The organism is Chryseobacterium sp. LAM-KRS1 (assembly GCF_013184525.1).
GTDB classification, from domain to species: domain Bacteria; phylum Bacteroidota; class Bacteroidia; order Flavobacteriales; family Weeksellaceae; genus Chryseobacterium; species Chryseobacterium proteolyticum.
This window is the reverse complement of record NZ_JAAOIZ010000003.1, coordinates 337,825-356,623: the sequence shown is the minus strand read 5'-3', so window position 1 is coordinate 356,623 and position 18,799 is coordinate 337,825. Positions and strand designations below refer to the sequence as shown.

The 18,799-nt window shown below is 37.0% G+C and carries 14 protein-coding genes and 1 pseudogene; 8 read left to right on the top strand and 7 right to left on the bottom strand.

Annotated elements, in window-relative coordinates:
* Complete coding sequence (locus G9C87_RS09150) at nt 1-1,479, top strand: trehalase family glycosidase (protein ID WP_172280323.1); 1,479 nt, start codon at nt 1-3, stop codon at nt 1,477-1,479.
* A 17-nt stretch (nt 1,480-1,496) separates the two neighbouring features.
* Entirely contained in the window at nt 1,497-3,941 is a 2,445-nt protein-coding gene (locus G9C87_RS09145; RefSeq protein WP_172280321.1) for a TonB-dependent receptor, read from the top strand.
* 98 nt (nt 3,942-4,039) lie between these two features.
* On the opposite strand, the gene G9C87_RS09140 is transcribed toward G9C87_RS09145, so the two are convergent.
* Nucleotides 4,040-4,678 carry an MBL fold metallo-hydrolase gene (locus G9C87_RS09140; protein WP_172280319.1) on the bottom strand — a complete coding sequence of 213 codons (639 nt, stop codon included), beginning with the start codon at nt 4,676-4,678 and terminating at the stop codon, nt 4,040-4,042.
* A 72-nt stretch (nt 4,679-4,750) separates the two neighbouring features.
* Between G9C87_RS09140 and G9C87_RS09135 the strand changes: the two genes are divergently transcribed.
* Together G9C87_RS09135 and G9C87_RS09130 are read left to right on the top strand one after the other, a co-directional pair.
* On the top strand, nt 4,751-5,962 hold the full coding sequence (locus G9C87_RS09135) for a type IX secretion system plug protein domain-containing protein (protein WP_172280317.1): 1,212 nt from the start codon (nt 4,751-4,753) through the stop codon (nt 5,960-5,962).
* A 372-nt stretch (nt 5,963-6,334) separates the two neighbouring features.
* Nucleotides 6,335-8,314 (top strand): M4 family metallopeptidase, encoded by a 1,980-nt coding sequence (locus G9C87_RS09130; RefSeq protein WP_172280315.1) that lies wholly within the window; start codon nt 6,335-6,337, stop codon nt 8,312-8,314.
* Nucleotides 8,315-8,387: 73 nt separating this feature from the next.
* Here the strand turns inward: G9C87_RS09130 and hemH are convergent, their stop codons facing one another.
* From hemH to G9C87_RS09115, 3 genes are read right to left on the bottom strand one after another with little or no spacing between them, the layout of a single operon-like run.
* Nucleotides 8,388-9,422 (bottom strand): ferrochelatase, encoded by a 1,035-nt coding sequence (gene hemH, locus G9C87_RS09125; protein WP_172280313.1) that lies wholly within the window; start codon nt 9,420-9,422, stop codon nt 8,388-8,390.
* A gap of 10 nt (nt 9,423-9,432) precedes the next feature.
* A complete protein-coding gene (locus G9C87_RS09120) occupies nt 9,433-9,963 on the bottom strand; it encodes an NADPH-dependent FMN reductase (protein WP_172280312.1) in 531 nt (176 codons plus the stop codon).
* 3 nt (nt 9,964-9,966) lie between these two features.
* Nucleotides 9,967-10,845, bottom strand: coding sequence for a NifU family protein (locus G9C87_RS09115; protein WP_172280310.1), 879 nt, complete (start codon nt 10,843-10,845; stop codon nt 9,967-9,969).
* Between the two features lie 152 nt (nt 10,846-10,997).
* On the opposite strand from G9C87_RS09115, the gene G9C87_RS09110 reads away from it, so the two are divergent.
* Nucleotides 10,998-11,513, top strand: a complete 516-nt coding sequence (locus tag G9C87_RS09110) for a gamma carbonic anhydrase family protein (protein ID WP_172280309.1) — start codon at nt 10,998-11,000, stop codon at nt 11,511-11,513.
* Between the two features lie 96 nt (nt 11,514-11,609).
* Here G9C87_RS09110 and G9C87_RS09105 read toward each other — a convergent pair whose 3' ends face one another.
* Entirely contained in the window at nt 11,610-12,056 is a 447-nt protein-coding gene (locus G9C87_RS09105; RefSeq protein ID WP_172280307.1) for a hypothetical protein, read from the bottom strand.
* 83 nt (nt 12,057-12,139) lie between these two features.
* Here G9C87_RS09105 and G9C87_RS09100 point away from each other — a divergent pair, with 83 nt between their 5' ends.
* Nucleotides 12,140-14,266: a helix-turn-helix domain-containing protein gene (locus G9C87_RS09100; protein ID WP_172280305.1), complete on the top strand. Its 2,127-nt coding sequence runs from the start codon at nt 12,140-12,142 to the stop codon at nt 14,264-14,266.
* Nucleotides 14,267-14,298: 32 nt separating this feature from the next.
* On the opposite strand, the pseudogene G9C87_RS20795 reads toward G9C87_RS09100, so the two are convergent.
* Nucleotides 14,299-14,937, bottom strand: a pseudogene (locus G9C87_RS20795) (M12 family metallopeptidase).
* Nucleotides 14,938-15,526: 589 nt separating this feature from the next.
* Between G9C87_RS20795 and G9C87_RS09085 the strand changes: the two are divergent.
* Together G9C87_RS09085 and ribB are read left to right on the top strand one after the other, a co-directional pair.
* Nucleotides 15,527-16,531, top strand: a complete 1,005-nt coding sequence (locus G9C87_RS09085; RefSeq protein ID WP_172280299.1) for an LLM class flavin-dependent oxidoreductase — start codon at nt 15,527-15,529, stop codon at nt 16,529-16,531.
* 66 nt (nt 16,532-16,597) lie between these two features.
* Entirely contained in the window at nt 16,598-17,719 is a 1,122-nt protein-coding gene (gene ribB / locus G9C87_RS09080; protein WP_172280297.1) for a 3,4-dihydroxy-2-butanone-4-phosphate synthase, read from the top strand.
* A 41-nt stretch (nt 17,720-17,760) separates the two neighbouring features.
* Here ribB and fmt read toward each other — a convergent pair whose 3' ends face one another.
* Entirely contained in the window at nt 17,761-18,708 is a 948-nt protein-coding gene (gene fmt, locus G9C87_RS09075) for a methionyl-tRNA formyltransferase (protein WP_172280296.1), read from the bottom strand.
* Nucleotides 18,709-18,799 lie beyond the last annotated feature (91 nt).

Genomic DNA, 18,799 nt, shown 5'->3' with positions numbered 1-18,799 from the left:
ATGAATACACAACTTTATATCAGGGATATCCAGGCACTTTTTGATGATGTCCAAAGATCAAGGATCTTTGAAGATCAAAAGATGATGACAGATGCAGTGCCTTTATTTCCTGTCGCAGAAATCAACGAGAAGTATGAAAAGGAAAGAGTTGCAGCAGATTTTGATCTTAAAGCTTTTGTGCTTTCCAACTTTGATTTTTTGGGTGCCACAGTATCTATCCAACGGGAGGATCATTTGCCGATTGATCAGCATATAGAAAAACTATGGGATGAGCTTACCAGGACAGCTTATGAAGAAAGAGGAACACTTTTAAAGCTTCCAAAACCTTATATCGTTCCGGGAGGGCGGTTCAATGAGTTTTTTTATTGGGATAGTTATTTCATTATGCTTGGATTGCAGGTTTCAGGAAGGGTTGAAATGATGAGAAATATCGTTGAGAACTGTTCTTATCTAATTCAAAATATAGGATTTGTTCCTAATGCGAGCAGGACCCATTTCTTAAGCCGTTCGCAGCCTCCTTACTTTTCATTGATGCTTGATCTGCTTGCAGAGAGTACAGGGGATGAAAATGTTTATATCGAATATTATGATACCCTTGAAAAAGAATATGAGTTCTGGATGGATGGGGAAGAAGGTTTAAACAATGATACCCAAAGCAAAAGGGTGTTGAAAACCTACAATGGTGATATCCTGAACAGATATTATGATGCTGAAAATACGCCGCGTCCCGAGAGTTACCTGATCGATATTGAAGATCATGAAAATGCTACGGGAGAAGAGTTCTACAGAAACATCAGAAGTGGCTGTGAGTCTGGATGGGATTTTTCCAGCAGATGGTTTTCAGACGGGGAAACCATACAAAGTATAGAAACACTGAACATCTCGCAGGTAGATGTTAATTGCCTTTTGTGGCATCTTGAAAAAACTTTGGTGAAAGCTTCAGGTCTTAAACATTTTAAAGAAAAAGAAAAATATTTCAGTGAAAGGGCAGCAAAAAGGAGACAGGTAATTGATACATATTTCTGGGATCAGGATGCCCGGACTTACAAAGATTATCATATTAAGAAACACAAAAATACAGTGTCCGAACATATTGCTGCTCTTTATCCATTATTTTTAGGTCTGGCCAGCGATGAACAGGCAAAGGCGGTTTCCGAAATTATCGCTGAAAAATTCCTTTACAAAGGCGGTCTCGTTACGACAACAAAACGTTCCGGCCAACAATGGGATCTACCCAATGCCTGGGCACCTTACCAATGGCTTGGATTTGTTTCGATGAAAAATTATGGATTTACACAATTAGCTAATGATATAAAAAACAACTGGTGCTCTAATGTCGAGAGAGTTTATGCGAACACAGGTAAACTTATGGAAAAATACAATGCATTAGACAATGAAGCGATAGCCGGAGGAGGAGAGTACCCTAATCAGGATGGATTTGGTTGGACAAACGGAGTCTATTTAAAATTAAAACAATAATTAAATTCTATATGGGCATGAAAAAAAAATCAATCTTTTTACTCGCAGGAGTCGCTACGCTATATTTTAATAATGCGTATGCACAGGAAACGGTTAAGGATTCCACCAGAACAGGATCTATTGATCAGATAGTTATCACGGGTAATGCAAATCCGAAAAAGAAAATAGAATCAAGTACGGCAATTTCTACATTCAGTGCAAAAGAAATTCAAAAACAAAATCCTATCAGTGCAGCGGCATTGTTGCAGCGTGTTCCGGGTTTTGCTGTTGAAACTTCTGGTGGGGAAGTGGGAAATAACCTTTTCGCAAGAGGAATTCCTTCTGCCGGAGCATACGAATTTGTTCAGGTACAGGAAGATGGATTACCGGTTTTTGAAGATGGAGCTTTGCAGTTTGCCAATGCCGACAACTTCTTCCGGGTTGACAATTCTGTAAACCGACTGGAAGCATTAAGAGGAGGTTCGGGATCAATTTATGCTAACAACTCTCCCGGAGGGCTAATCAACTTTATTACAAGAGAAGGAACCAATGATTTCCGGGGAAGTGCTAAACTAGAAACAAGTACTTATGGATTAATGCGTACTGATGTAAACGTAGGTGGCGCTTTGGTACAGGATAAATTGTTCTTTAATATCGGAGGGTTTTACAGAACGGACAGCGGAATCAGGAAAACAGGGTTTAAGGCCAATGACGGGGGACAGATCAGGATGAACTTAAAATATGTATTTGATAAAGGATACGCAAAAGTGTATTATAAGAAACTTGATGACAGAAATACCTTTTTCTTACCGATTCCTTTAGTACAGAATGGAAATGACCTGAAAGAATTTCCTGGCTTCGATGCTAATTACGGGACATACAGTTACCGATCCATCAGCCAGCTGAATATTCCACAGCCCGGAGGAGGTTTCTTCAGAAGAAATCTGGAAGACGGAATTCATCCGAAAGTAGATGTCGTAGGAGCTGAATTCAAATATGATCTTGGAAACAATTTTACCGTTTTGAACAAGACACGATATACGAATATCAATATGAATTATACCGGTATATTTCCTGCGGGAGCACCTCAACAGGCAGGCGCTTTTGCCAACAGCAACGGAATTGCGGGAAATAATTATCAATATTCTCTGGTAAGCAACGGGGCTCTTGTAAATCCGCAGTATGTGCAGAAGCTAGGATTCTGGGCGATTGATAAGCAGATGAATAATTTTGTCAATGATTTACAGTTCAATTATAAATTTGATAAAGGAAATGTAACGGCCGGATTTTATAAATCAAACTGGAAGTCTCATCAATACTGGAACTGGAGCAATATTTTGACCACAGCCACAGACAGGCCTCAGCTTCTTAATCTGGTAGATACCTCATTGAGCCCTACTGATGTAGGATATTCTAAAACTTATAACGGGGTTACAGATATGTCTTTTCTTGTGAGGGATTCTCAAATCCAGGGAAGTTTGAATGATGTTTACTTAAATCTGGATTATAATATTACAGATAATTTAAGCTTTAACGGAGGAATTCGTTACAGCCGTGATTATTATAAAGGATATGGAGTAAATACAACAACAGCAAATCTGAATAATTCTGGATTAACGACAGATGGAACCCTTAGTTTTGCTACTACGACAGCCGACGACAATATGTCTGTACTGGGAAATAAATACAAATACTGGAATTATGATGTTAACAGAGTATCTTTTACAGTAGCTTCTAACTATAAGATCAATAAAGAAAATGCGGTTTATGCCCGCTTCTCAAATGGGTTCAGATCTCCTAATGAAGAATCATATTATAACAATATGGCAGACCTGAGCCAGATCAAACCGGTACAAACCAATCAATTGGAAATTGGATATAAGTATTACACCCGTACATTCGACATTGGAGTTATCCCGTTTTATTCAACTCTGAAAAACCTTTCTTTTACGGACGTATATTCTGACGGAACTTCAGAAAATAAATTTGCAAATACAACAAACATTGGAGTAGAGCTTGAAGGATTTGCCAGATTATTCAATAACTTTTTGGAATTATCATTCAATGGAACTTTCCAAAATCCGAAATACAAAGATTTCACAGGAAGAAATGCCGACGGATCAACATTTGATTACGATGGTAACCAGGTAAGAAGGATTCCCAAATTCTATTTTAATATTTCCCCTGCCGTTAATATTACGAAGCAGTGGAGAGCATATGTGAGCTATAATTATTATGGAAAGCGTTTCCAGGATGAGGCGAACAGTGATAAAAATATTTTGCCTTCATTCAGTGAGGTAGGGGCAGGAACTTCCTATCAGTTAGGTAATATCCGTTTTGCTGTTGACGGAACCAATATTTTCAATACCATAGGTATTACTGAAGGAGATCCAAGATCTCCGCTTACAGGAACCGGGGATATAAGAATGGCAAGACCGATCATGGGTGCTGCAGTGAGAGCATCCGTAACATTTGATTTCTAGATCTATTTCTCATATATGTAAAAACCGTCAGACCAGTCTGACGGTTTTTTTATTGAGTGTTATGACTAAAATCTATGAAAAATAAGGTATTGTTAATCTTATTTCAAAAAGGGATTATATTGTTTTTCAAAACCAATGGTCGTTGGATTTCCGTGACCTGAAAAAACCTGGGTCTCATCATCCAATATAAAAAGTTTGGTTTTAATTCCGTTGATCAGCTGTTCGTAATTTCCTTTGTACAGATCTGTTCTTCCAATACTTCCTTCAAACAAAACATCTCCGGAAATCATGAATTTCTGTTTTTCGTTGTGGAAAATAATACTTCCGGGAGAATGCCCGGGAACATGATAGATTTTGAATTTTTCACCATCAAAGTCCAGTTCGTCGCCATCATTGATATATTGAACCTCTACTTTTACAGGGTCAATATTAATTCCAAACCTCATTCCGCTCATCTGAAGCATATCCAGAATTTCCTGATCCTGCTGATGCATATGTACGGGAAGATTAAACGTATCATATGCCCACTGCAAACCAAAAACATGGTCAATGTGGGTATGGGTGAGAAGTATTTTTTGAATTTTTAGGTCGTTATCCTTAATGAAATTACTGATAAGGTTGGTTTCCTGCTCATTCATGTTTCCCGGATCAATTAACCAGGCATTTTTATGTTCATTATATAGGATGTAGGTGTTTTCGCTTGCAAAGTTGAATACAAAGGCTTGGATCTTCAGCATGTTCTGATTGTTTTTTTATCCAAAAATACGATATTCCTAAGAAAGTGGTGATTTTTCGTTATCTTCGTCATAATGAAAACATTGCGACTACTTTTACTTTCTTTAGGGGGATGGGTGTTCGGACAGAACATCCAGAGCATTCAGCTTTTTAATCCTCAAACCAATGATGAAACTCCTGTGATCAATTTTAATCAGACATTGGTTCTTAGTTTTGATGATCTTACAAATGCCAGTGAGATCTACAGGTATACCATAAAACACTATGACCGCAACTGGAATGATGATAATCTTTTCTTTACGGAAATTGCTAATGGAAGTCTTAATGGCTTATTGGATAAATTTGAATATTCATTCAATACGCTTCAGGCTTATACTCATTATAAACTCGTGTTTCCTAATGATAAAATACAACCGAAAATCTCCGGAAATTTTGAACTGATTGTGTACAAAGATTCTGCGGATAAACCTCTTTTTAAAAGAAGATTTTATTTGGTTGAAGACAATGTTTCACTGGCCTTAAATGTATCGAGGATCACCGATAAAAACCCGAACATCAATCAAAGGGTAGAGGTGCAGGCATTAGCAAAAGGAAATGATCTGTCGTCAAATGTAAATTCAATGACATTGAATGTCATGCAGAATAACAATCCCAATGTGGCTGTTAACAATCTGAAGCCCAGTTCCACTCTTGGGAATAAATTACTTTTCCAACAGATGAGCCTCACGTTCCCCGGAAATAATGAGTTTTATTATTTTGATAATAAAAACATGAATATGGCTGCTGACATGGTTCGAGCTACGGAAGTAAAAGACGGAGTGAATCAAACATACCTGCATCCCGTATGGGCTTTTCCTTTGAATTACCAATACCAGCCTGATGTAAACGGAGCTTATTACTTCAGAAGAAATGACCTGGGACTTGAGAGAAATGCAGAAAGGGAAGCGGATTATTCATGGGTATATTTCTCTTTGGACTCAGATCCTGTAGACAAGGAAATTTATGTATTGGGAGGTTTCAATAATTTTATGCCCAGCAAGCTGAATCAAATGCAATACGATGCTGCAACTAAGAAATATGTGGCGAAGATCTTTCTTAAGCAGGGCTTCTACAACTACATTCTAGCAACAAAAGAGAGTAATGGAACCTTGAATTTTGGTGAAATCAACGGAAACTTCTGGCAAACAGAGAATCTATATCAGGCATTTTTATATTATGCTCCTTTTGGGAGAAATTATGATGGTCTGATGGGATATGGAGAATTCAGAACTCCAATCGGAAAATAGGCTTACACTAAAATGAGTCAAAATATACAATCCTCTCAACGGATAAAAAAAAGAGCTACCTGCTTCAGGATGGCTCTTTTTTTTATAACACCATAAGGAGAGGGACTTTTATGAAATTCTAGGATGATTTTGTTAAATAAATTAATATGCATTGCATATTGAAAAAATATTTCACTTAATTATGATTTTTAACTTAATTTATTCATTAAAAGTGAGTTGTGTTTTAAAATAATAGTTAATTAGTTTTCTTTTGTTTGAAATGGGAATTATATTTTATTGATCGATTTCTTATATCGGTTGAATATTTTTTATTGGTTTTGATTTTTTATTGTGAAAAGTCCATAAATTCGCTAGACAATTAACAGATACTTTATGAAAACAAAATTTATCTTAGTGGCAAGTATTGCCGCTTGCTCTTTTGTATTTGGGCAAGACAAACCGTCAAAATTGATTTCTGGTAAAAACGGATTACACGCAGAGCTTATGAGATTTGATAAAAATGGACCTTCTTTTCAGGGAAGTCCGGTTTTGTTTGATGAAACTTCTCAAAGGTATATCCCTGCTGAAGCAAAAAAACTCAGCACAGAAAAGGACAGGTTGGGATTTGAAACACATAGATTTCAACAAACTGTCAACAGCATCCCCGTTGAATATGGAACAATAGCTGTTCAGACCAAAGGCGGAAAAATTGTGGGTGAATCAGGAAAATGGATTCTTAAAGTTCCTGAGAAACTTGAAAAAAGCACAAATATTTCCGAAGATATAGCATTGCAAAATGCATTGTCATTTGTGGGAGCAGATTCATACAAATGGCAGAATAAAGAGGAAGAAGATTTTATTAAAAAAGAATCCAATGATCCTAACGCTAGTTTTGCCCCGAAAGCAGAGTTGGTTTATTACTCTGATCCTACTGATGAAAAGCTTCGTGATTTGAAATTAGCCTATAAGTTTGATATTTATGCGGAAAAGCCTCTTAGCAGACAGTATGTTTTTGTAGACGCTAAGAACGGGAAGATCCTGGGAACTGATGCGATAATTCATGATGTGAATGCTCCGGGAACTGCTACTACAGGGTATAGCGGAAACCGAAGTATTGTTGCAGATTCGTATAATGGAAGTTACAGATTGAGGGAAACCGGAAGAAATGCAGGGAGTGGAGCAGGGACTGCTGTAGAAACATATAATTTAAAGAAGGGAACCAATTACTCATCAGCTGTAGATTTTACGGATGCTGATAACAATTGGAATAATGTAAATGCGAACAAAGATCAGTATGCTACTGATGCCCACTGGGGAGCAGAAGCAACATTAGATTACTTATACACAAAATTTAACAGAAAAAGTATTGACAACAATAATTTTGCTATAAAATCTTATGTTCACTATTCTACCAATTATACAAATGCATTTTGGGACGGATCCAGAATGACATATGGTGATGGCGCCTCTAATACCACTGGCGGATTGCCATTAACAGCTCTGGATGTTTGTGGGCACGAAATTACCCACGGAATGACTTCTAAAACTGCAAACCTTGCCTATCAAAGGGAGTCAGGTGCATTAAATGAAGGTTTCTCAGATGTATTTGGAAACTCAATAGAATTATGGGCGAGACCTTCACAGGCAAGCTGGAAATTAGGAGAAGATTTTAATTATGTTATCAGAGATATGTCTAATCCTAATGCTTACCGTCAGCCTGATACGTATAAAGGAACGTATTGGAAAGATGCGAGCAGCTCTTGTACTCCTCAGGGAAATCCTAATTTACCTGGATATAACGACTATTGTGGAGTACATACCAATTCAGGAGTTCTTAACTTTTGGTATTACTTGTTAGTAACCGGTGGTTCAGGAACTAATGATAACGGTTTTGCATACAATGTTTCAGGAATAGGATTGGATAAAGCGGGAGCTATTGCTTACAGAACATTGACTTCTTATCTTACTTCTTCATCTACTTATGCCAATGCAAGAACTTCTTCATTACAAGCTGCAGCAGATCTTTATGGTACAGGTAGTAATGAAGTTACTCAGGTAACCAATGCCTGGAATGCCGTAGGAGTTGGAGGTGGTACTTCCTCTGCAGGACGTGCTGTTGCTGAGCCAAATACTTCGCTATACACCATTAGTCCAAATCCGGCGACTGATAAATTTACAGTAATATTTGAAGGTAAAGCAGGAAAAGGAGTTGTTGAGGTAGTAAGCTTAACAGGTAAGAAAGAAATTTCTGAAAAAGTAGAGCTTACAGACGGGGTTAATAAACTTGGTTTACAGATTCCATCTACAATGCTTCCTGGAGTATATGTTGTAGTGGTTAATGGCCAGAAAGCTGGGAATTTAATCAAAAAATAATCTTAATATATTTAATTACAGAAAGGACATAAGAATTTCTTATGTCCTTTCTTTTATTATATTGATCTGAATTTTATACGAAATAGAACTCATTCAGTTTTTCTTCACATAGCGTTTTTACAACATCAATCCAGCGATCTTCATCATTTAAACACGGTATATAATGGAAGTTTTCTCCACCGCCATGTAAAAACTGTTCTTTGCCTTCTACTGAAATTTCTTCCAGGGTTTCAAGACAATCTGAAACGAATGCCGGGCAAACAATAGCCAGATTTTTGACTCCTTTTTTAGGGATTGTTTCTAACGTTTCATCGGTATAAGGTTCTATCCACTTATCCTTTCCCAGTCTGGACTGAAATGAAACAATAGTTTTTTCTTTGGGTAATCCCATTTTTGCAATAACAGTTTCAGTGGTCTTATAGCACTGATGTCTGTAGCAACGGGCATTATGGCCTTCTATTGTACTGTTAATGCAGTTGGAATCATCGATCTTACACGTGTGGGAAGGGTCTGTTTTATAGATATGTCTTTCCGGAACTCCATGATATGAAAACTGCAAGGCATCGAAATTTTCAGGAAGTTTTTCCTTGATACTTTCTGCTAGGCAGTTGATATAAATATCTCTATCGTAAAAAGGCTGGATATAATTGATTTTTACAGTCGGGAAAGTTTTCTTTCTTACTTCTTCTGCCTTTTCAATCACCGTTTCCGTCGTACTCATAGCATATTGGGGATATAATGGGAAAAGAACAATTTCGGAAACGCCCTGATCAACCAGTTTTTGAATCCCGGCTTCGATACTCGGCTGTGCATATCGCATTCCGATTTCCACAGGAACGTCAACCAACTTCTGTAACTTCTTCTGAATCTTCTCAGTGATCACTATCAATGGTGAACCTTCATCTGTCCATACGGTTTTGTAAGCTTCAGCAGATTTGGCCGGTCTTGTATTGAGTATAATACCACGCACAAGGAGAGCTCTGAAAATCCAGCGATAATCTATAACCCTTTCGTCCATTAAAAACTCATCAAGATATTCCTTTACATCGTTTACAGCTGTAGATTTGGGAGAACCAAGATTTACAAGTAAAATTCCTTTTTTAGCCAATTTTTTTATTTTAATTATGAAAAATAGAGTTTTCGAAACTGATCATCAATTTTGATATCATCGCAAAGGTATTATTTTCAATGTTACCATTTTCATCAAATTTACCTTTGATCCCTTTTATAAGGAGTTGATGATCACTCTCCGTTGCAGCACCGAGTGTTCTTAAAATCAGTAAAAGTTCTTCATGTGCTTTTTCTCCCTGAGCCGAAGCTGTAATAACAGCCACAGGTTTTTCAGAAAAGATCGTAGTGGATACACACCATTCCAGAAGGTTTTTTAATCTGCTTGGAATACTGAAAATATATTCCGGTGTAGAAAATAATACACCTGCAGAACCTTTAATATCTTCTCTGATCTTTAAAATTTCTACAGGTGTATTATGATCCGTTTGTTGCGTGTCAAAATGAGGAAAAATGGAAAGATCGTCGTAAATCTCGAAATCAATGCTGCTCGTTTTAATGGCGTGCTGTATAAGTTTCCAATTACTGGAGTTCTTTGTGGCACTACCAATGATTACTACGATTTTCTTTCCTCCAGACATCAATTATCCATTTACAGCTTCCACTCTTTCTACCAAATCAGGAACGAATTGTTTTAAAATATTTTCGATTCCGTTTTTTAGGGTAGCAGTAGAACTTGGACATCCTGAACATGCACCCTGTAACAGCATTTTCGCTGTTTTGTTGGCTTCGTCATATTCCATTAATGAAATTTTCCCGCCATCATTTTCCACTGCCGGTGCAACGTATTCATTTAATATATCAGAGATTTTCTGTTCATCATCCGTATAATCCCTGTTGATGATTTTTTCTACCGGATTCTCGTGCTTCTGAGGTTCAAGGTTTGAAATCTCACCCCCGTTCTGAAGATATTCAGCAATAAGCCCGCGTACAGCCATCATAACCTGATGCCATTCTACAGAATCGTTTCTTGTTACTGCAACGAAATTATCAGAGATAAATACTTCTTTGGCAAAATCAAATTCCTTAAAGATAGCCTGAGCTAAAGGAACTCCATCAGCTTCAGTTCTTGATTTAACCTCTACAAAACCATCCAGTAATAATTTGCTGGAAACAAATTTCATCACATTAGGATTAGGAGTCATCTCTGCATAGATCTGATACATTTCCTTTTTCTTCTGAAGGTAAACCCTTGGGTTAGCAAGCAATTCATCTTCAATTACATTTTTAAGACTTTCAGCAACATGCTCCCACTCTACAGTATCTTGTTTTGCAACAGCCACAAAATTAGCCGTAATGAAAATTCTCTCTACAAAAGGGTAGTTGAAAAGTTCCTGAGCAATAGGAATTTCTGAAATATCTGAACTTCTGTCCAATTCAAGAGACCCGGGAATCAAATTGTAATCAGCAACAAATTTCATCACTTTTGGGTTTTCTGTTGGCTCTATAAGTATCTTACGCATTTTTTCGTTAAATTTGAGATACAAAAATACGCAATTAGAAATTAGGAGGGAGAAGGAAGAAGTTAGATTTTTGCTATCACTGTAATTTAAAAATAGTGATTGCTTCACCTGATTTCAGAAGTTACTCATTTTCAAAATATCAAATTAACAATATGACACTTATAAAAGAACTTTTGGGCAAAGCACCACAAATAGGGGAAAATACTTTTCTGGCAGAAACGGCAACTATCATTGGAGATGTTACTATGGGAAAAGAATGCAGTGTATGGTATAATGCAGTAATACGGGGAGATGTTAACTACATAAAAATGGGGGATAAGGTAAATGTCCAGGATAACGTCATGCTACACTGTACATATGAAAAATATCCATTGGTTATAGGAAATAACGTTTCTATAGGGCATAACGCCATTGTGCACGGATGTACGGTTCAGGATAACGTTCTGATCGGAATGGGAGCAATTGTGATGGATGACTGCCTTGTGGAAGAAAATTCAATAATTGGTGCAGGATCGGTTGTTACTCAGGGAACGCATATTAAATCCGGAGAAGTATGGGGTGGTGTACCGGCCAGGAAAATAAAAGATATTTCCTCCCAGTTGCTTGAAGGAGAGGTTAACAGGATTGCCGATAATTATGTGAAGTATTCCTCATGGTATAAGGAATAAGATTAAAAATATGATATAAAAAAATGCTCTGTCAGATGACAGAGCATTTTTTTATCCTTAGTAAAAACTCCTGTTAATGTATATAAAAATATTGTTTTATTGTCCTTCAAATATGAGCTCGGCTTTTCCATTCTTGCATTTTATGCCCTTGGGTTCCGCAATTACAGAACAATCCGAAGTAATCCCGTATTTGGTATTAAACTCTGCTTCTTTTTTATTGTAGCCTTCTATTAAAGGTAAAATCTGCTCCTCTGAAACTTTAGGATAAGCAATGTAAAATTTAGGACCACCACAAGCTTTTGCTCCCATCGGTGCTATTTTCCAGTCATCAGGATTACTGCATTTTTCCTTGGCAATTTCTGATTCTACTACTGCTTTTGCTTTTTCCAATTGAACTTCATCATATTTCTTGCTGTTTTCATCAGCGGGTCTTTCTGAAATATCTTTAGGTAAATTATCTGTTATATTTTTTGTGCCACAAGAAGCCAAAGCCATTGCTATACATAGTGATATCACAGAAATCTTAGCGGGTACTTTTCCCATATTAGTTTTTATCTTTAAAAAACGAACTCAAAAGTTATGCCACAAGAGCGATTTCAAATTCATTTTCCGTAATTTTGAAGACGATGAACAATCATTTTTTTGACATAATAGAGCACACCAACAGAAGTGTTTTCCTCACCGGAAAAGCAGGAACAGGTAAAACAACTTTTCTGAATGATTTTGTAAAAAGGACCAAGAAGAAGCACATTGTGATAGCACCTACAGGGATTGCTGCCATTAATGCAGGTGGAGTTACCATTCATTCCATGTTTGGGCTGCCATTACGAACATTTTTACCTACCACAGAAAGAATCGATGGAAGTTTAGCAAATAATATTGCTGATCTGATGCCTCATTTTAAGTACCGTAAGGATAAACTCAAGCTTTTAAGGGAAATAGAAATTATCATCATCGATGAGGTCTCGATGCTCAGAGCTGATGTCCTGGACATGATGGACTTTTCCTTAAGATTTGTCAGAAGAAATAATCAAAGATTCGGAGGGGTTCAGATGCTGTTCATTGGAGACTTGTATCAGCTGCCGCCGGTGGTAAGAGATGAACATATCCTGAAGATGTATTATCAGTCTCCTTTCTTTTTCGATAGCCTTGCAATCAAGGAAATTCCTTTGATTACTATTGAATTGACAAAAGTCTACCGTCAGTCCGATCAGGAATTTCTGGAAATCCTGAATGCTATCCGGGATGGCGATATCGCCAATATTGATTTTGAGCATCTTAATGAGAGGTATGACCCCGATTTCGAAACGGGACAGGATTCTTATGTCTATCTGTGTTCTCACAATAAAATGGCAGATGAGATCAATCAGAAAAAACTCGCAGAAATAAAAGTTGATCCCAGCACTTATGAAGCGAAACTCTTTGGGGAATTTAAAGAAAATCAGTTTCCGAATGATCAGTTTCTGGAGCTGAAGATAGGAGCTCAGATTATGTTTATCAGAAATGATATTTCTCCCGAAAAGAAATATTTTAATGGAAAGCTCGGGGAAATTGTGGGACTGGATGAAAATGAGATTCGTGTAGCTTTAGAAGGAAGTGAAAGAGAAATCGTTGTCAAAAGAGAAGTATGGGAACAGAAAAAATATTTCCTGGATACTGATAAAAATATTAAAGAAGAGGTTTTAGGAAGCTTTGAGCAATTTCCTATAAAACTGGCATGGGCAGTTACCATCCACAAAAGCCAGGGATTAACCTTTGATAAGGTAATTATTGATGCCGGAAAAAGTTTTACGGCAGGGCAGGTGTATGTTGCCTTATCACGATGCAGGACATTGGAGGGGATTGTTTTAAAATCAAAAATTACTCCTGAAGTCATATTTAAAGATACTAGGATACTTCAATTCCAGGGCGACACTTTTGCTAATGATCATGTAGAAGATATTTTAAACAGAGAAAAATACGATTACAGTATTAAAAAAGTGCTTCGTACAATTGATAGTTTATGGTTTCTGAAAGAAGTTGAAGAATGGAATAAGCTGTCTGTCGCTACAAAAAATATTGATCATGTAAAAACCAACCAGCTCTATCTTCAGCTAAAGCATGAAATCGTTCAGCTTGGAAAGATTTTTGGAAAACTGGAAAGGGTATTAACTCAAAAAATAGAGCTTCTTCTTGATAAGAAAGAGGAATGGTCTGAAATTGAAAATAAGGCAAAAGGGGCTGTTAATTTCTTTTTTGCCGAGATACGCGACAAGGTTTTTAATCCTTTGAAAGATTTTTATGCTGAAATAAAAGGAGCAAAAGGGCTTAAGCAATATAATGAAGAATTTAAAGACTGGCTGGAAGATATTGAAGAATACCTGAATAGCCTGAAAGATATTCATTTGCTGGATACTAAACTTCTGGATGAGAAAAACAACCAGGAGGTCAGCCTGAAAATTGCCAAAGTTCCATCTCAGGTGCTTACCTTTCAACTATTTGAGCAAGGAAAAACAATTGGTGAAATCTCACTGGAAAGAGGGCTTGTAAAAGAAACCGTTATCGGGCACCTGGCGAAATTTGCAGAACAAGGTTTACTGGATATCTCCAGAGTCATTACTTCAGATAAGATTAAAGCTTTTGAGAAAGAATTTTACCAGAAACCGCACGAGACATTGACGGAATGGAAGAATGCTTTGCCGAATGATTTTGAATTTAATGAGATAAGAATTCTGATCAACCACTATAATTACAAAAAGGAAAAGAATTCCTAAGAATTCTTTTCCTGTCTATAGCATATTGAAAATTAAGGGTACATTGCATTGATCGTATTGATGTCTCCTGTCGTAAAGCCTGTCCTGTTGTAGGTGAAATTGGTATTATCCGCTTTTTTAATGGTAGGTAATCCATTTTTAGAATACGAGGTTGGCCAGTACATCATCACTGAATTAATATTGAAAGGCCCGATATCTGTTCCCGAATTATAAATATTGAAATTATAAGCTTGCCCGCTTTGGATATTATCCCATTGGATGCTTACATATTGATCCCGGTCTTTACGGCAGTGCTCATGATAAAGCCCTACAGTATGTCCCATTTCATGGATCACTGATGCCGTAGAAATATTCTGATCCAATTAGATGTTTTGTTTACCTCCCTGGTATCCGATATGGGCCCACCCGTCATATCCGGAAGAGCTTCCGAAAATAAATTCTACATAATTGGATTGATTGGTACGGGGAATCCATTGGGTATTGGTTTTTGTATTATACTCATTGACTGCTGAAGTAATCTTATTTGCATTAATAGACCCCATATTGCTGGCTACGGTATAGTAAATTTTGCCATTCGGCCACCTTGACAAAGTTGCTCCACCTTTATTTGCAGAATTATCTTCCGCTAATTGTTTATCGGATAACACGATGTCTCCCTGGAAAAAATTCATTCCATTCTTTCTCTCGTAGGTAATAACCTGTCCTCCTAATTTGCCCTGTTTAATATTAGCTGAATTGAAAGCATCAGTTTGTGCTTCCGTCATCATTTCTTCATTGTTTTTACTGCATGATGTAAGAATCAAGGCAACAATCAGGCTGATCGATAGATTTCTTTTGGTTAACATTCTGCTTAAGAATGTTTTTTCAAATCGTTTTTTCATAATAATATTTTTTGTGGTATTAAACTATAATCCAATATGATAGGATCATATACAAATTTAATATTTTATTTCTCTTATATATGATTTATTTGTATGGATGCAATATAAATTTTACTGATTGTTGATTTTTTTGATACTACAGACTTTTAAAAAGAGGATTTGGAAAAGTATTTTTCGATCTCATTTTTAGAAATACATAAGAAGTCCGGATAAGGATTTTTAATAGTTTTTGCCTGAAATAGGTCATCAGACTTATCAATTACAAAAAGTAACTAATGCAGTTTTTATGTGGTAAATTTGTATGTTTTTAAATCTCAATTTATAATTACGAAATTGGCAAAGGAGGTTTCAGATCTTCTTTAGAAAATAATGATCATCTATGAAAAATTTTGAAATATCTGTTTTGGATCTTGCTCCGGTAAAGCAGGGAAAAAGCATCCACGATACCTTTCAGGACAGTCTGTCCCTGGCAAATTATGCTGAAAATATCAATTATAAAAGATTTTGGCTGGCAGAACACCATAATATGGCAAGCATAGCCAGTTCGGCTACCTCTGTTCTTATTGGTTTTATTGCAAATGGAACCCAAAAAATAAGAGTAGGGTCGGGAGGGGTTATGCTTCCCAATCACAGTTCACTGGTCATCGCCGAACAATTCGGGACACTTGAGTCTTTATTCCCAGGCAGGATTGATCTTGGGCTTGGAAGGGCTCCCGGAACGGATGGCATTACCGCCCAGGCACTGGGAAGGAATCCTGCAATTATCAACGAACAATTTCCCAGACAGATTCTGGAACTGCAAAGATATTTTTCCAAAGAAAATTCCAACTCTTTAGTTCGTGCGATTCCTGGTGAGGGACTGGATATTCCATTGTATATCCTGGGTTCGAGTACTGACAGTGCATGGCTTGCAGCAGAATTGGGCCTTCCATATGCTTTTGCGGGACATTTTGCCCCTGAACAGATGGAAATGGCTTTCAGTATTTACAGAGAACATTTTGAGCCATCCAAACAGCTTGACAAGCCTTATATTATGGCCTGTGTGAATGGAACTGCCGCAGAAACTTCAGAAGAGGCTCATCAGCTTTCTACCACATTATTTCAGGCATTTCTTAATATTATCAGAAATGATAGAAAGCCATTTGCTCCTCCAGTGGCGGATATGGATGATATATGGTCGCCTATGGAAAAATCGGCTGTGCTACAGAAATTGAGATACAGTTTTATCGGGGATCAATCTGAAATTGAAAAAAAATTAAAAGACTTCCAGGAAAAATTCAATGTAGACGAGCTTATCATCAATTCTCATATTTATGATCATCAGAAAAGACTTGATTCGTACGGGATTTTCAGAAAAGCTATGGACTCTTTAATCATAAAATAACAAACCATTTATATTAATTGGCGATGCCTTTTTTTATGAGTATCTTTGCAAAAATTTAAAGTAAAAATGTCTGATATTAAATTAAATACTATTCCTGAGGCTATTGAAGACCTTAAAAATGGTAAAATAATCATAGTAGTGGATGATGAGAACAGAGAAAATGAAGGAGATTTTCTTTGTGCTGCAGAACTTACAACTCCTGAACTGATCAACTTTATGGCAGTGCACGGGAGAGGACTTATCTGTATGCCTCTTCCTGAAAAAAGATGTGATGAACTAGGTCTTGACATCATGGTGAGTAGAAGCAGTGATCCTAAAGAAACAGCTTTTACAGTTTCCGTGGACCTTTTGGGAAATGGAACGTCAACCGGAATTTCAGCAGGTGACAGAGCTAAAACCATTCTTGCTTTAATGGACGAAAAATCCAAACCTACTGACTTTATGAGACCGGGACATATCTTTCCGCTTCGTGCAAAGAAAGGGGGAGTACTAAAAAGAGCCGGACATACTGAAGCGGCTATTGACCTTACACATTTGGCAGGTTTAAAAGAAGGTGGAGTAATCTGTGAAATTATGAATGAAGATGGCACGATGTCCCGTCTTCCCGACTTGTACGCATTTGCTCAGAAGCATGATATGAAGATTGTATCAATTGAGGATCTTATTCACTATCAGCTTAAAAAAGGAAATTTAGTTGACAGAATAGAAGAAAGAAAAGTGAAAACCCATTATGGGGAATTCGATTTTTATGCATTCAGGGAAACCTCTAATGAGCAGATTCATTTTGTACTGACCAAAGGTGCATGGACTATAGATGAACCGGTATTGGTAAGAGTACAGTCTTCTGATTCTTATTTTGATGTTTTAACAAGACTGAATAATGGGGAAACTCCGTTATTGGAGAAAGTAACCAAAATGATCAATGAAGAAGGGAAAGGAGTTATTATTTTCATTAATAATGTTTCCAATTCTGAAAACACATTGAAAAAATTACAGCAGTTCCTAGATTATCAGGATGGTCAGCAGCAACATCCGACATTAGCCTATAATTACAGGGACTACGGTATCGGAACACAGATTCTGAAAAACCTGGGAATTAATAAATTCAAAGTACTTACCCAGAATCCTGATGTAAAACCTCAGGTAGGAGGATATGATGTGGAAGTTACTGAGATGGTGAAATTATAGAAATATCTACGACATTTCAATATAAAAAATGGCTTGAGTAATCAAGCCATTTTTATTTCGTCAAAATTTCTGAAACCATTCAGGAAATCTTTGATATTCATTCTTTTTTTACCTTCCAGTTGGAGTTCTAATGGCTCATAGATTCCGTCCTGGGTATAAATTTTAAAAGTATTTTTGGATATCTCCAGTGTTCCGGGAGTTTCATTATGATGGGAAACCTCAAATTTTCCTCCAAAAATCTTTAATCCTTTATCTTCTTCTCCAATCTTCAGGGTCGTAAAAGCAGCAGGATACGGGGACATTCCCAGAATAAACTGATGGATGACTTTAGACGGAGCATTCCAGTTGATTTTAGTATCTTCTTTAAAAATTTTAAAGGCATTTTTAGGATGCTCAACCTGTGGTTGAGGTATTTCCTTAATAGAGTTTTCAGCAAGGCCATCCAAAGTACGTACAACAAGCTTTGATCCTATTTGCATTAATCTGTCGTGAAGACTTCCCGCGTTCTCATCCGGCAGCAACTGTAATTCTTCCTGAAGAAGGATATTTCCTTCGTCTATTTTTTCGTTGATAAAGAAAGTAGTTACCCCTGTCTTTTGTTCACCATTAATTACAGCATAATTAATAGGGGCTGCACCTCTGTAATCGGGAAGGAGGGAAGCGTGAAGATTGAATGTCCCTATTCTTGGCATTTCAAAAAGAACTTTGGGCATCATTCTAAAAGCAACAACCACAAATACATCAGCATTCAGATCTTTGATTTGTTGTAAGAATTCAGGATTTCTTAATTTTTCCGGCTGGAAAACAGCAAGGTTATGTTCTTCAGCATATATTTTTACAGGAGACTGATGGATTTTCTGGCCCCGTCCGCTCGCTTTATCGGCAACTGTTACAACACCAACTACTTCATGATGAGACTGGTGAATAGCTTCTAAAGCAGTTTTAGCAAATTCGGGAGTACCTAGAAAAACGACTTTTAATGATTTCATACTGCAAAGATAAGTTTTTAGTTGAAGTTGAATGGTGGGAATTTAGAAGTTAGAGGTTAGAGGTTAGAGGTTGCTAATTGAAAACTCATTA